This is a genomic window from Comamonas sp. UBA7528 (assembly GCF_002479375.1).
Taxonomy (GTDB): Bacteria; Pseudomonadota; Gammaproteobacteria; order Burkholderiales; family Burkholderiaceae_C; genus Comamonas.
Genome location: NZ_DLMU01000008.1, coordinates 415,765 through 431,316 on the forward strand (window position 1 = coordinate 415,765; position 15,552 = coordinate 431,316).

General features: G+C 65.4%; 5 protein-coding genes. All 5 read left to right on the forward strand.

What is annotated here, in order from left to right; all coding sequences use genetic code 11:
* Window positions 1–335: 335 nt before the first annotated feature.
* The 5 genes from B3349_RS10915 to B3349_RS10935 all read left to right on the forward strand — a co-directional run bounded on the left by B3349_RS10915 (window position 336) and on the right by B3349_RS10935 (window position 15,517).
* Complete coding sequence (locus tag B3349_RS10915) at window positions 336–1,871, forward strand: TolC family protein (protein WP_291588602.1); 1,536 nt, start codon at window positions 336–338, stop codon at window positions 1,869–1,871.
* A complete protein-coding gene (locus tag B3349_RS10920) occupies window positions 1,868–2,689 on the forward strand; it encodes an efflux RND transporter periplasmic adaptor subunit (protein WP_291588603.1) in 822 nt (273 codons plus the stop codon). The genes B3349_RS10915 and B3349_RS10920 overlap by 4 nt, the downstream gene beginning before the upstream one ends.
* Before the next feature lie 240 nt (window positions 2,690–2,929).
* Window positions 2,930–11,779, forward strand: a complete 8,850-nt coding sequence (locus tag B3349_RS10925; RefSeq protein ID WP_291588604.1) for a DUF4347 domain-containing protein — start codon at window positions 2,930–2,932, stop codon at window positions 11,777–11,779.
* A gap of 238 nt (window positions 11,780–12,017) precedes the next feature.
* Window positions 12,018–13,397 carry an efflux RND transporter periplasmic adaptor subunit gene (locus tag B3349_RS10930; RefSeq protein ID WP_291588605.1) on the forward strand — a complete coding sequence of 460 codons (1,380 nt, stop codon included), beginning with the start codon at window positions 12,018–12,020 and terminating at the stop codon, window positions 13,395–13,397.
* The gene (locus B3349_RS10935) at window positions 13,394–15,517 is read left to right on the forward strand and encodes a site-2 protease family protein (RefSeq protein WP_291588606.1); all 2,124 of its coding nucleotides are present in this window, start codon (window positions 13,394–13,396) and stop codon (window positions 15,515–15,517) included. The genes B3349_RS10930 and B3349_RS10935 overlap by 4 nt, the downstream gene beginning before the upstream one ends.
* Window positions 15,518–15,552: the final 35 nt, after the last annotated feature.

Sequence of the window (15,552 nt, forward strand, 5' to 3'; positions counted from 1 at the left end):
CACTGCAGCATGACACAGACAGGAGATGTCGCGCGTCCGTTGCACGACAGGTCGCGGCACGGGTGTGGTGATTGCAGGTATGAAATGAATGGGAATTTATGACTGATTTATGAAATAAAAATTCAATTAAGAAAATCGATATACCTAGATTCAGTGATTGATTGCGACACCGCCCGTCGTTACCATGACAAATATTTACAAAATTATCAGCCGCTGAGGGAGCCTTCAATCGAGGAGAAATGCGGTCTGTGTAGGGTGTGCCGTGGGCCGTCTGTGCCCGCCTCCTGCCAGTGGCTGCTTCGGTGTTTCGATCTCTTATCCACCAGCCACCATCCATGCAAGACCACTCCTTCTCCTTTTCCTGGCTGCCTTTGGCGCGCCGTACCGCCCTGGTTCTGGGTACCGGCGCCGTGCTGACCGGTTGCGCCAGTTTCAACGCCCAGCCGCTGACCGATGAGGAGTTGCGCACCCAGGTGCAGGCCGACCGCCAGCAACTGGCGCAGGATGTGGCACCGCTGCCCGCCACCGTCACGCTGGAAGAGGCGATTGCCCGTGCCATCAAGTACAACGCCGTGCAGCGTCTGCGCGCCATGGAAGAGGCCGTGGCCCAGGGCACGTTCCAGGTGTCGCAGTTCGACATGCTGCCCAAGCTGGTGGCCTCGGCAGGCTACCGCTACCGCGACCAGGAGCTGATCACCCGCAGCCAGGATTCGGTCACCGGCCGCCCCTCGCTGGCCAATCCCTATATCTCCACGGACCGCGAAGCGGCCCTGTACTCGCTGGGCTTTTCCTGGAGCCTGCTGGACTTCGGCCAAAGCTACTACGCCGCACGCCAGAACGCCGACCGCGCGCTGATTGCCGAAGAACGCCGCCGCAAGGCCCTGCACAACCTGGTGCAGGAAGTGCGCACCGCCTACTGGCGCGTGGCCGCCCACCAGGCCCTGCAGGCGCCGCTGCGCAGCGCCACCCAGTCGGCCGATCTGGCCCTGACCGATGTGCGCAAGGTCGAAGCCGAAAAACTCCGCTCCCCGGTGGAGCCGCTGCGCTACCAGCGCCAGTTGCTGGAGAACCTGCGCCTGCTGGAAGTGATCGAGCAGGAACTCTCGCCCGCCCGCCTGGAGCTGGCGGCGCTGATGGGCATGGCACCCGGCCAGGCGGCCACGGCCTGGCGGGTGGCGGAGCCTGCACAAGGCACATCGTCCACCTGGTTGCAGCGTCCGGTGGAAGACATGGAAGCCCTGGCCCTGGTGCGCAACCCCGACCTGCGTGAAAGCCAGTACGGTGCCCGCATTGCCCGCGAAGAAACCAAGCGCGTGATGCTGCGCATGTTCCCCGGCCTGTCCTTCAACTACGCCGCCAACCACAGCACCGACAGCTATCTGATCAACGACAGCTGGCGCGAAGCCGGGCTGCAGATCTCGTTCAACCTGCTGGGCCTGTTGTCGGTGCCGGCGCAAAAGCGCCTGGCCGATGCCGGTGTGGCGCTGGCCGACCAGAAACGCATGGCCACGCAGATGGCCGTGCTCAGCCAGCTGCACATCGCCCGCCTGCAGTTTGCCAACGCGGCCCACCAGTACGAACGTGCCGACGCGATTGCGGCGGTGGACCAGCGCTTGGCCGAGCATGTGGACAACCAGGTCAAGGTGGACAAGCAGACCCGCCAGGAGAGTGTGGCGCAGCAGACCGCGTCCATCCTGTCCACGCTGCGGCGCTACCAGGCACAGGCGGCGCTGCAGTCGGCAGGCTCGCGCCTGCAGGCCACGCTGGGGCTGGAGCCGGTGATCGAAGGCTCTGACCGCCTGCCGCTGCCCGAGCTGACCAGTGCCGTCGGCCAGGCCCTGCAACGCTGGGAAGCGGGGCAGGTGCAATGAGGTTCACGGCAATGATGCGGGCGGGCCTGTGTGCCGCAGCCCCCATGGTGCTGGCGTTGGCGGCATCGGCGCAAACCGCGCCAGCGCCGGGCGCCAAGAAGCCAGCTGTGCCCGCGCACAGTGCCAGCCCGGTCACCAGTGCGCTGGAGCAGCGCGACATCCGCGCCCAGCTGGCGCCACGCCGCTACACCACCCTGGGTGCCGAAATCGGTGCCAAGGTGCAGCGCCTGCCGGTGGCCGAAGGCGGCAGCTTCCGCCAGGGCCAGCTGCTGGTGCAGTTTGACTGCAGCCTGCAGCAGGCGCAGCTGAACAAGGCCCAGGCGGGCGTGGACGCGACCGAGAAGACCTGGCGTGCCAACCAGCGCCTGGCCGAGCTGAACTCGGTGGGCAAGATCGAGCTGGACACCTCGCAGGCCGAATGGAACAAGGCGCGTGCCGAGCTGGCGGCCAACCGCAGCGTGCTGGGCAAATGCCAGATCAGCGCGCCGTATGCCGGGCGCATTGCCGAGCAGAAGATCCGCGAGCAGCAGTACGCCCAGGCGGGGCAGCCGCTGCTGGAGATCATCGACGACAGCGTGCTGGAGCTGGAGTTTCTGGTGCCCTCGCGCTGGCTGAGCTGGCTGCACCAGGGCACGGCCTTCGAGGTGCGGATTGACGAAACCGGCAAGACCTACCCGGCCAAGGTGCAGCGCCTGGCGGCGCGGGTGGACCCGGTGAGCCAGTCGATCAAGGTCAACGCCGCCATCCACGGCAAGTTCCCCGAGCTGATTGCCGGCATGAGCGGGCAGGTGCTGTTGGCACCGTCAGAGCAAAAATAACCCCACCGTTGGAGGAGCTGCCTGTGCCCAGAGCGTATGGATGTCCAGGTTGTTGCTTGCGGAAAGTCCCGCTGCAAGCGCACAGGTAGTTTGCCTCCCAAAGATCCGGGCCAGGCCTGCTGCAACCGAAGCGATCGGTGTACAGCAGGCCTGGCCACCCCGTATTCCGTGCCAGTGTCCCTGCAAGTGCCGTCCGTGTGCCCGTGAAAGGGCCGCCCAGGCCAAAGGAAGGATGATTCGATGACCGCCCACAACCGCCCCTTCTGGCGCCGCCTGGCGCAAGCTGCTGCCGCTTCCAAGACATCTGCATCCGCGGTGCAGAACACCGCCCCCGCAGGGGCAGGCAGCGCCATGCGCCCCCTGGCGCTGGAGCAGCGCTTCATGTTCGACGGTGCGGGTGCGGCCGACGCCGCCCATGCGGTGGCGGACGGAGCCACGGGCAGCGACGCGGGGGCAGACACGGCCAGCGCGCTGCGCCATGCGCTGATGGCCGAGGCGGCTCCTGCCACCAGCCAACGCCAGGAAGTGGTGTTTGTGGACAGCCAGGTGCCCAACCTGGCTGAATTGCTGGCAGGCCTGTCCAGCAGCGCCGAAGTGGTGATTCTGGACGCCGGCAAGGACGGCCTGCAGCAGATGGCGGACTATCTGCAGGGGCGCAATGGGCTGGACGCCATCCACCTGCTGTCCCACGGCGCGGACGGCACGGTACAGATGGGCAATGTGTGGCTCAGCAGTGCCAACCTGGGCGAACACAGCGCTGCCTTGCAGGGCATTGGTGCGGCGCTGAAGGCCGATGGCGACCTGATGCTGTACGGCTGCGATGTGGGCCAGGGCGACAAGGGCCAGGCGTTTCTGGACCAGCTGGCGGTCATCACCGGCGCCGATGTGGCTGCATCGGCAGACGATACTGGCGCTGCTGCCTTGGGCGGCAACTGGAGCCTGGAGCGCAGCAGCGGGCAGATCGAGACATCCGCCCAGGTGGTGGCGGGCTACGATGGCGTCCTGGCCAGCTCCTGGACCACCGGCAGCGTTCCGCTGGGAACGAGCATCGGCAACGCTGGGCGTACCGTCGTCGGCGACTTCGACGGCGACGGCGATACCGACATCCTCTACCAGACCGGTGGCAACGGCACTGCCTTCGCCTATGCCCGCAGCAACGGGGACGGCACCTTCACCAACCTGAGTTTCGCCAGCTCGCCGTTCGCCGGTCTGAGCCTGCCCGATATCACGGGGACCAACTATTTCGTCGGCGACTTTGACGGCGACGGTGACGTAGACATCCTGGTCGGGGTCAACGGCAGCTCCGGACAGTATTTCCGCAACGATGGCGGGACTCTCTCCAGCCAGTCCAGTGCGAATTTCCCCGCGCCAACGGTTGGATCGCGCATGGTCGTCGCCGACTTCGATGGTGACGGCGACAGCGACATCCTCTATCAGACCGGCACCAACGGCAGCGCCTGGGCCTATGCCCGCAGCAACGGCGACGGCACCTTCACCAACCTGAGTTTCGGCAGTTCGCCGTTCGCCGGCCTGACGTTGCCTGACCATGGCGGCAACAACTACTACGTGGCCGACTTCGATGGCGACGGCGACCTCGACATCCTCGCCGCAGTCAACAACGGTACCGGTACCTACCTGCGCAACGACGGAGCCACCTTCAGCAGCCAGTCCACCAGCACCTTTCCGCAACCAGCCGCCAACGGCCGCATGCTGGTGGGGGACTTCGATGGCGACGGCGATGCCGACATCCTCTACCAGACAGGTACTAACGGCAGCGCGTTTCAGTACGCCCGCAGCAATGGCGATGGCACCTTCACCATCCTGCCCCAGAGCGCGTCGCCCTTCGCCGGCTTGACCCTGGTCGACCATACCGGCACCAGCTACCGGGTCGGCGACTTCGACGGCGACGGCGATCAGGATATTATCTCCGCCACCAATGGCAGTTCGGGCAATCTCTACCTGCAGAGCGATCGCCCGCCTGCTCTGATCAGCTCTACACCTGGTGATAACGCCACCGGTGTCAGCCCGGGCGCCAACATCGTGCTGACGTTCAGCGAAGCGGTAAGCAAGGGCGTCGGCAACATCTACATTGTCCGCACCTCGGACAACCAGATCGTCGAGACCATCTCGGTCAACGGTGGCCAGATCACTGGCTCTGGTACCACCTGGACCATAGATCCATCGATCACCCTAGTCAACGGCGTCGCCTATGCGGTACGCATAGACTCGCGGACCTTCGTCGACAGCGCAGGCATCGTGTACCAGGGCATCAACGGCAACACTACGCTGAACTTCACCGTAGCCAACCAGGCGCCGCCGGTAATTGCCAATCTCAACGGCGACGCGGTCAACTACACCGAAAAGAGCGGCGGCGTCCTCATCGACCAGAGCAACAACGCCGCAGTCACCGATGCCGACTCTGCCAACTTCAACGGCGGTAGCGTGCGCGTTTCGGTCACCGGCGGTGCCGTGACCAGCGAAGACGTGCTGTCAATTCTCAGCCTCGGCATGGCCGCCGGGCAGATCTCCGTGTCCGGCAGTGACGTGCTGTACGGCGGCGTCCTGATCGGCGCCTTCACCGGCGGCAGCGGCGGCAGCGCCCTGGTGATCACGCTTAATGCCTCTGCCGATGCCGCTGCGGTCAGCGCGCTGGTGCAGAGCCTGCAATACAGCAACAGCAACAGCAACACCATCTCGCCGAATACCGGCGCGCGCACCCTGAGCGTCACGGTGACCGACGGGACCGGCACCAGCAGCGCCTCGGCAGCGGTCACTGTCAATGTCCTTGCAGTGAACGATGCACCCGTGGTTAGCACCACCGGCACCAACCCGACCTTCACCGAGGACGGTTCGGCCGTGGCAGTGTTCAGCGGTACCAGCATCAACAACGTGGAAGCCGGGCAGAGCATCATCCTGATGACTGTCAACGTCACCAACCTGGTCAACGGCGCCTCGGAAAAGCTGGTGATCGATGGCTCCGAGGTGACCCTTACCAACGGCACCAACCTCATCACCTCTAACAATGGCATGAACGTCTCGGTCTCGGTCAGCTCCGGCACCGCGACCCTGACTCTGGCGCACGCAGGGCTGTCCACAGCGACCGCGCAGACCATTGTCAACAACATCACCTATCGCAACGAAAGCAATGCACCAAGCGGGACCTCGCGCACCGTCACCCTGACCAATGTGCGCGACAGCGGCGGCACCGCCAACGGCGGCCTGAACACCATCTCGCCGAACCTGGCCAGCATCGTCACCCTGGTCGCGGTCAACGACGCGCCGACCTTGAGCGGCGGTCCCTACGCGATCCCCACCACCAACGAAGACACCACTAGTGCCGCTCTCTCCGTCTCCACGGTGCTGGCTAGCACCACCTCCTCGGACGCCGACGCGGGCGCTGCTTCCGGGATTGCCGTCACCGGCACCGTGGGTCGCGGCACTTGGCAGTATTCCACCGATGGCGTGACCTGGACCGACTTCGGCACCGTCTCGGCCAGCAAAGCCCTGTTGCTTACGGCGGACACCCAGGTGCGCTACGTTCCGGACGGTGCCAACGGCGAGAACGTCAGCTTTACCTTCCGCGCTTGGGATTGCACCAGCGGCATGGCGTCGGTCAACGGCTCTCGCAGCACTGGTGACACCACCACCAACGGTGGCTCCACCGCTTACTCCGTTGGCAACGCCATGGCCACATTGATAGTCAGCTCGGTCAACGACGCGCCGGTGATGATCCCGGTCAACCCGACCCTGACAGGCCTGACTGATGGCTCCACCAGCAACAGCGGTGACGCCGTCAGCACGCTGCTCGGAGGCGTCGCCGATCTCGACACCGGCGCGCCAAGAGGCATGGCGATCACTGGCCTGACCGCGACCTACGGCAAATGGCAGTACAGCACTAACAACGGCACCACCTGGAATGATGTTGGCGCCGTCTCCGATAGTAGCGCGCTGCTCCTGCGTCCAGCCGACCGACTGCGCTTCGTGCCGGATGGCATCCACGGTGAAACCGCGACCATCAGCTACAAGGCCTGGGACCAGACCAATAGCACTCTCGGTCTCCAGGGCACCAAGACTAATACCAGCACGTCCGGCAGTACAACGGCCTATTCCACTCAGACTGACACGGCCGCCGTGGTGGTCACTGCCATCAACGACCTCCCGGTGGTGACGTTGACAGGCACTGCAGCGTCCTGGAACGAAGGCAATAACGTGACCTCCAACCCGGTGGTGGTGGATCCGGGCGTGACGCTGTCCGACCCCGATGGTCCTAACCCGACTAGCGCCACGGTGCGCCTACTGACCTATTACAGTGCCCAGGACAGCCTGGCCTTTGTTAACGACGGCCTGAGCATGGGCAATATCGTCGGCAGTTGGAGCGCAGGCACCGGCATTCTGACCCTGACGTCGGCTGGCAACACGGCGACCACCGCGGAGTTCCAGGCCGCAATGCGCGCCGTGACCTACGGCAACTCCTCGGACAGCCCGAACACCACCAGCCGTACCATACAGTTTCAGGTTACCGACGGTGGCGGTCTGTCCTCCATCGCGGTCACCCGTGACATCACCATCAGTGCGGTGAACGATTCGCCGACCATCACCGCGCCGGTAACCTTCCCGGTCAGCGAAGACGTGGTGACGCCGATCAACGTGATCAGCTTCAGCGATGTCGATTCGAACACCGGTACCGTCACCCTGTCGGTCGGCAGCGGCACCCTCAGCGCTACCAGCTCCAGCGGCGTGACCGTGAGCGGTACGCCCACGGCGCTGGTCCTGACCGGCACCCTGACCGACATCAATACCTTCATCTCCGAAAGCCGCGTGACCTTCACCACGGCGGCCAACGCCACCAGCAACGTCACCCTGACCATCAACGTCAACACCACGAGCGTATCCGACGCCACCACCACCATGACCCTACAGGTCCAGGCGGTGAACGATGCGCCGGTGGCCACCGTACCGCTGTCCATCACCGTGACCGAAGACGTGTCCAGCGTGATCACCGGCATCAGCTTCACCGACATCGATGCCGGCATCAACAGCGTGACCGCAACCTTCTCGGTGCCGAGCGGCACCTTGAGCGCCACCACCGGCATGGGTGTCACCGTGGGCGGCTCCGGTACCGGCGAGCTGACCCTGACCGGCAGCCTGGCCGATATCAACTTCTTCATCGCGGCCAACGGCCTCACCTTCAAGACCGCCCAGGACGCCACCGCCAGCGTGATCCTGACGGTGAAGATCAACGACAAGGGCTTCAACGGCAGCGGTGGCGAGCAGACCGACACCAAGACCGTGACCCTCAACGTCACTGCGGTGAACGATGTGCCGGTCAATAACCTGCCGGCCGCGCAGACGGCCTCGCAGAACCTTGACCATGCCTTCAACACCGCCAATGGCAACGCCATCTCCATCAGCGATGTGGATTCCGGCAACGGCCTGATGACCGTGACCTTGACCGCCACCAATGGCTTGCTCAGCCTGGGCAGCCTCAGTGGCATCAACATGGTCAGCAACACCGGTGTCGCCATGACCTTCGAGGGCAACCGGACCAACATCAACGCCGCGTTGCAGACCCTCACCTTCAGGCCGTCGAACAACTACCTCGGCGCTGCCAGCATCACCATCGAGACCAGCGACAACGGCAACTCCGGTACCGGCGGGGCGAAGACCGATGTCGACATCCTCTCAATCACCGTCGTGCCGGTGAACCCGAAGGTCACTAACGTCTCGGCCCAGGGCCTGGACCGCACCGTAATGATCGGTGACGAAGTACTTATCAGCATGACCTGGGATCAGGTGGTCAACGTCGACCTCAGCAGTGGTTCGCCGACCTTGCTCCTGGAAACCGGCCTGGTGGATCGCAATGCCGTGTATGTGAGCGGTACCGGCACCAACACCCTGGTCTTCAAGTACACCGTGCAGGCCGGCGATATCAGTGCCGACCTGGACTTCCAGAGTACCTCCGCGCTGCAAATGAACGGCGCGTTGATCACCAACAACACCAGCGACCTGGCGGTGCTGACCCTGCCAACCGTGGGCGGCGCCGATTCCCTGGGCGGGCGCAGCAATGTCGTGGTCGACGGCGTGGTGCCGGTGGTGGCTAGCGTCAGCGTACCGTTCGATGGCACTTACATCGTTGGACAGAATCTAGACTTTACGGTCAACTTCAGCGAAAACATGTTGGTCGATACCACCGGCGGCGTACCGCGCATCGCCGTGACCCTGGACACCGGCGGTACGGTTTACGCCGAGTACGTTTCCGGCTCCGGCGGCAGCGCCCTGGTGTTCCGTCTGATCGTCGCCAGCGGCCAGCTGGACAGCAACGGCGTGATCCTGGGCAGCACGGTGCAGCTCAATGGCGGGAGCATCCGCGACACCGCCGGCAACGATACCGTGGTGACCTTGAACGGCGTCGCCAGCACTGCCCACGTCAACGTCGACGGTGTGGTGCCTACCGTGACCAGCGTCACCACGCCGCTCGACGGCAACTACAAGGCCGGCGACGTACTGACCTTTACGGTCAATGCCAGCGAAGCACTGCAGATTGGCGGATTGCCGCCACGGCTAGTGCTGGATGTGGGCGGGGTGACCCGGTACGCCACCTATGTGTCCGGCAGCGGTAGCAATGCGCTGGTGTTCCAGTACACCGTGCTGGCCGGTCACAACGACGGCAACGGCATTGAGGTCAACGGTATCGACCTGCGTGGTGAGCCGCTCACCGACCTAGCTGGTAATGGCCTGAACCTGACTCTCAATGGAATGGGGGGGACCGCTGGCGTCGTAGTCGACACAACTGCACCAAGTGCAGCCACTATCGTGCGCGTCGATGCCAACCCGAGCAACAGCGGTTCTGTCAGCTTCACCGTGACCTTCAGCGAGGATGTCAGCGGCGTCGACGCCAGCGACTTCAATCTGTTCTTCGGCGGCAGCGCCGCGGGCAGCATCAGCAGCGTTACCGCAGTAGACGGACGTACCTACACGGTGGTGGTCGGCGGCCTGACCGGCACCGGCAGCCTGCGCCTTGACCTGAACAACAGCGGCACCGGGATCGTAGACGGTGCAGGCAATGTCATCAGCGGTGGTTTGACTGGAGCCGCCTATAGCATCGACCGGGTCGCCCCCAGTGTGACCAGCGTTGATGTGCCAAGCCATGGTACTTATCTTGCCGGACAGAACCTGGACTTCACCGTGCACCTGGATGAAGTGGTGCACCTGGATGCGGCGGGTGGCACACCACGCATCGAAGTGACCCTGGACAATGGCGCCACTGCGTATGCCACCTACCTGTCTGGTGCTGGGTCCAATGCTCTCGTGTTCCGGCTGACTGTTGCCAATGGCCAGCTGGACACAAATGGCATCACTCTTGGCAGTAGCCTCCAACTCCATGGTGCGACCCTGCGCGACAGCATCGGCAACGATGCCAATATCGCCCTCAATAGTGTGGGCGACACCAGCCAAATACGGATTGATGCGGTGGTCCCAGTCGTCAGTTCGGTGAGTGTTCCGGCTGGTGGCAGCTACAAAGCCGGCGACGTGCTGACCTTTACCGTCAACGCCAGCGAAGCCGTGCAGATCGGCAGCCTGGCGCCGCGCCTGGCGCTGGATGTGGGCGGCGTGACCCGTTACGCCACCTATATCTCCGGCAGCGGCAGCGACACGCTGGTGTTCCAGTACGTGGTGCAGCCCGGCGACAACGACGCCAATGGCATTGCTGTCAGCAGCCTGGACCTGCGCGGCGAGCAACTGACCGACCTTGCCGGCAATGACCTGAATCCGGCACTGAACGGGGTGGGCAGCACCTCCGGCGTGCTGGTGGACAACGTGGCGCCGACGGCCAGCCTGTCGCTGGACAGGACCACGTTGAACGCGCAGGAGACGGCGCAGTTGACTATCCGCTTCAGCGAAGCGGTCACCGGTCTGGATGTGGGCGATTTCACGGTGACCGATGGGACGCTGAGCGATCTGGTCAGTACCGATGGGGGCATCACCTGGACCGCCACCCTGACGCCTGCGGCGGGTAAGGTGCAGTCCCATCTGCAGGTGGTGCTGAATCACACCGGCTACACCGATCTGGCGGGCAATGCGGCCGCCAGCGACAGCCTGTCCGACAGCTATGCCATCGACACCGTGTTGCCTGCGCAGCCTGTGCTGGAGGTCGAGAGCAACGCAGCGGGCAACGCCACGGTGCGCGTGGATGCGCTGGAAGCCGGCGCACAGTGGGAGTATTCCCTGGACGCGGGCCAGACCTGGCAAACCGGTCAAGGCAATGTGGTGGCCATCGCCAGCCCCGGCCAGTACCTGCTGCAGGTGCGGCAGACCAATGCGGTGGGCAATCGCTCCGAAGTGGCAGCGCTGACCGTGGACGTGGCCCCGCTGGTGGTGCCACCCACCGTGGAATGGCCGGTGGCAGGCATTTTTGGCAATGCCGGAGTCTGGGAAATTGCCTTGCCTTCGGCAGGGGCGGTGCCCTTCGGTTCTGTGGCTACAGAGCCTGTGGCACCCCGCACCAGCGGCGCATTTTTGGGGAACGATGGCGCTTCATCGGGCGCATTGGCCACTTCACCGTTCTTCAACGCCGATGTGGCGACGGACCGCAGCGAGCTTTCGCTGGGCTTCCTGGGCTTTGCCCCCTCCCGCAGTGGTGAGGTGCCCGGCGCATCCGCACCGCTGGGCACAGACGCGGGTTCGGGGGCTGGCGCCGATCGCCTGGTGCTGCTGCACCCGGTGGATGCGGTGGTGGCCGATACCGGCCGCCAGGTGGACTGGAAGGTGCCGCCCACCATGTTCGGCCACAGCGATCCGCTGGCCAGCGTGCAGTTTGCGATGACGCAGGCCGATGGCCGGCCGCTGCCTGCCTGGCTGAAGTTTGATGCGCGCACGGGCCAGGTCAGCGGGACCATGCCGCCGGGATTCCAGGGGGAGCTGACGCTGCGCCTGACGGCGCGCGACAGCCAGGGCCACGCGGTGAGCACCACCATCAAGATCAAGGCGGGTGATGCCGGTCCTGCGGCCCGCACGGGCATGGCGGAGCAATTGCAACGGCATGCCCAGTTGCGTGCCGGCCAGATGGCGGCCCAGCGCCTGCATCTGTGATGAGGCCTGGTGGGTGTGGGGATGGCGTGCTGCATCCCCTCGATCACGACCGGCAATATGTACCCGGTGGGACCGTTGCCGGTGGGTGAGCGCGCGGCAGGTCTCGCATTCAGGTGTTGATTGCGCCGGAATCGGCATCACCGTGCTACGTGGACAATGTGATGGTGAAAAAAGAACTGCAAACGCCCAGGCCGATCCGGCAAAAAGCAAGCAACGAGGACAGAGCGAGGATGTCGCAGTGAATGCCCCGATGACGACGGGCAGCGTGCACCCTGCGGTGCTGCTGCTGGAGCTGGGCCACCGTGCCCGGCAGGCAAAGACGGTGCAGGAGCTGGCGTTTCTGCTGGTCAATGACACCCGCCTGCTGCTGCCTTACCGCCAGGCCGTCTGGTGGACCCAGGAGGACGGTGTGCACACCTTGTCCGGGGTGGTGCAGCCAGATGCCAATGCGCCCTATGCCCAGTGGGCGGCGCAGCTGTGCCGCCACCTGGCGCAGCACCACCCCAAGCTTGGTGCTTTCACCGCGTCCGATGTGCCCCCCGATCTGGCGGCGCAGTGGTCGCAGTGGTGGCCCGCCCATGCGGTGTGGCTGCCCGTGTCGCTCGCCACCCCGGGCGCCGCGCAGGGCGAAGGGGTATCTGCCGGCTTGCTGCTGGCGGGAGCGGAGCCGTTTCCCGCAGACCGCCTGCCGGTGCTGGGCGAATGGGGCAGCATGTGGGGCCATGCCTGGCAGGCCTTGCAGCGCCGGCGCATGGTATCGCCACGGCAGTGGTGGGCGCGCCTGCGCCAGCAGCAGGCGCAAGCGGCCTGGTGGCGACGGCCTGCGGTGTGGGCCGTGGCGGCAGTGGCCGCATTGGCAGTGTGGCCTGTGCACCTGACCGTGCTGGCGCCGGGCGAGCTGGTGGCGGCGCAGCCGGCCGTGCTGCGCGCACCCATGGATGGGGTGGTGGAGCAGATCCATGTGCAGCCCAACGAGATGGTGAAGCAGGGCCAGCTGCTGTTCAGCCTGGACGAGGCGCAGCTTGCCAGCCGGCTGGAAGTGTCGGAGCAGGCCCTGCAGACGGCCGAGGCGGAGTACCGCCAGTTTGCCCAGCTGGCGCTGGGCGATGTGCGCTCCAAATCCCAGCTGGCAGCCTTGGCCGGCAAGATTGGCGAGCGCCGCGCCGAACAGGCGTTTCTGACCGAGCAGCGTCAGCGCGCCCAGGTGCTGGCGCCGCACGATGGCATGGTGCTGTTCGATGCCCCGTCGGAATGGATGGGCAAGCCGGTGCAGACCGGCGAGCGCGTGATGCGCATTGCCCAGCCCGATGCGGTGGAGGTGGAAGCCTGGCTGCCGATTGGAGATGCCATTGCGCTGCAGCCCGGTGCCCCGGTGCAGCTGTACCTGGCGGCCGACCCGCTGGCGGCCGTGCAGGCGCAGGTGCGTTATGTGGCCTATGACGCCGTGGCCCGCCCGGACGGCCAGTATGCCTACCGTGTGCGTGCGCAGCTGGTGAAAGCGGGTACGCAACGCATCGGCCTCAAAGGCACGGCCAAGCTGCAAGGAGAACGGGTCAGCCTGGCCTATTGGATGGTGCGCAAGCCCTGGGCCAGCATCCGCCAGTGGGTGGCCCTGTGATTGGTGCACCAGCCCCCTGGCTGCCTTTGCGTGAGGAGCTGGATCTGCTGCCCGGACCGGTCTTGCCCGACGGCCAGCCCAGCTGGACCCTGCATGACCCGGTGCGCAATCTGTTCTTTCAGCTGGACTGGGCCAGTTTTGAAGTGCTGCGCCGCTGGGACATGGCCGATCCCCAGGCCATGGCGCGCGATATTGCAGCGCACACCACGTTGCAGGTGACTGCGGCGGACGTGCAGGTGTTGCAGCAGTTTCTGCTGGGCAACGAGCTGCTGCAGCCGGCGCCCCATGGCGCGCCTGCGCTGGCCGAAAAATGGCAAAGTCGCCGTGGCGGCTGGTCGCAATGGCTGCTGCACAACTACCTGTTCTTCCGGGTACCGCTGCTGCGCCCGGACCGTTGGCTGGCGCGCTGGGCGCCCCGGCTGGATTTTCTGTTCCGGCCCGGCTTCTGGTGGTTGACGCTGGCCGCCTTCCTGTGGGGGTTGTGGGGTGTGGCGCGCTCCTGGGAGGTGTTCTGCGCCACCCTGGTGGACATGTGGAGTCTGCAGGGGTTGCTTGCCTACGGCGTCACCCTGCTGGGGGTGAAGTGCCTGCATGAGCTGGGCCATGGCATCACCGCCAGGCGCTATGGCTGCCGGGTGCCCACCATGGGCGTGGCGTTTCTGGTGCTGTGGCCTGTGGCCTATACCGACACCAACGAGGTCTGGAAGCTGACGCGCCGCGACCAGCGGCTGAAGGTGGCGGCCGCGGGCATCACCACCGAGCTGGTGATTGCCGTGTGGGCCTTGCTGGCCTGGCTGTGGCTGCCCGATGGTTGGCCCAAGGCGATGGCGTTTCTGCTGGCCACCACCACCTGGGTGAGCACGGTACTGATCAATGCCAGCCCCTTCATGCGCTTTGACGGCTATTTCCTGCTGTCGGACTATCTGCAGATGCCCAATTTGCACAGCCGTGCCTTTGCCCTGGCACGCTGGCATCTGCGCGAGCGGTTGTTTGCGCTGGGCGAGGCGCCGCCCGAGCACTTTGGCCCCACGCGCCAGCGCATGCTGATTGCCTTTGCCTGGGCCACCTGGATATACCGTCTGGTCCTGTTTCTGGGAATTGCGGCCCTGGTGTATCACTTCTTCATCAAGGCGGTCGGGATTTTGTTGTTTGCGGTGGAAATTGTGTGGTTCGTTGCCAAACCGGTGTGGTCGGAAGTGAAAGCCTGGCGTGAGCGCAAGGTGCAGATTGCGCACAGCCGCCGTGCGCGCTGGAGTGCGGCGCTGGCCGTGGGCCTGCTGGTGCTGTTGGTGGTGCCCTGGCCGGTGCCGGTGCTCAGCAGCGGCATGCTGCAGTCCAGTGCCCAATGGCAGCTGCATGCGCCCGAAGCGGCGCAACTGGCGCAGGCACCCTTGGCAGAAGGCAGTGCGGTGGCGGCCGATACAACCGTGTTCGCGCTGAGTTCACCCGCCTTGCAGGCCGCAGCACAGCAGAACCAGGCGCGTTTGCAACAGGTGGTGCAGCAGTCTGCGGCCGCCGGCATGGACGGGGAGCTGCGCCGCGATTGGCAGGTGTGGCAGGACCGCCAGGCCGAGGCGGTGGCACAGCGGGCGGCCTTGGACACCGATGCCGCGCGCTACCAGCTGCAGCCGGGCGGCAGCGGCGTGCTGCGCGATGTGGATCCGGACCTGCAGGCCGGCGAATGGGTGGCCCGCAGGGAGCTGCTGGGCCGTGTGGTGGACCTGCAGAAGCTGGAGGTGGTGAGTTATGTGGCGGAGCAGGAGCTGCACAGGATCCGGCCGGGCGACAGCGGCCTGTTCATCACCGAAGGCGCCGGAGGCACCGCGCTGCCGGTGCGCGTGCGCAGCATTGACCAGGACGCCAGCCGCAGCCTGAACGAAGGGGCGCTGGCCGCACAGGCGGGCGGCAATGTGGCGGTGCGCAGCCAGCAAGGGGTGCTGTACCCCGAGCAGCCGATCTACCGGGTGGTGCTGGATGTGGTGAACACGGACGCCATGCCCGCCTGGGCGGCCCAGCACCGCTGGCGTGGCCGGGTCAGCATCCGGGGGGCCTGGGAGGCCCCTGGGGCGCAGTTTGTGCGCACGGCTGCCAGCGTGTTCTGGCGCGAAGCGGGGTTCTAGCGCAGGGCAGGGCCACGGTGTGCCGTGGCGCGCCT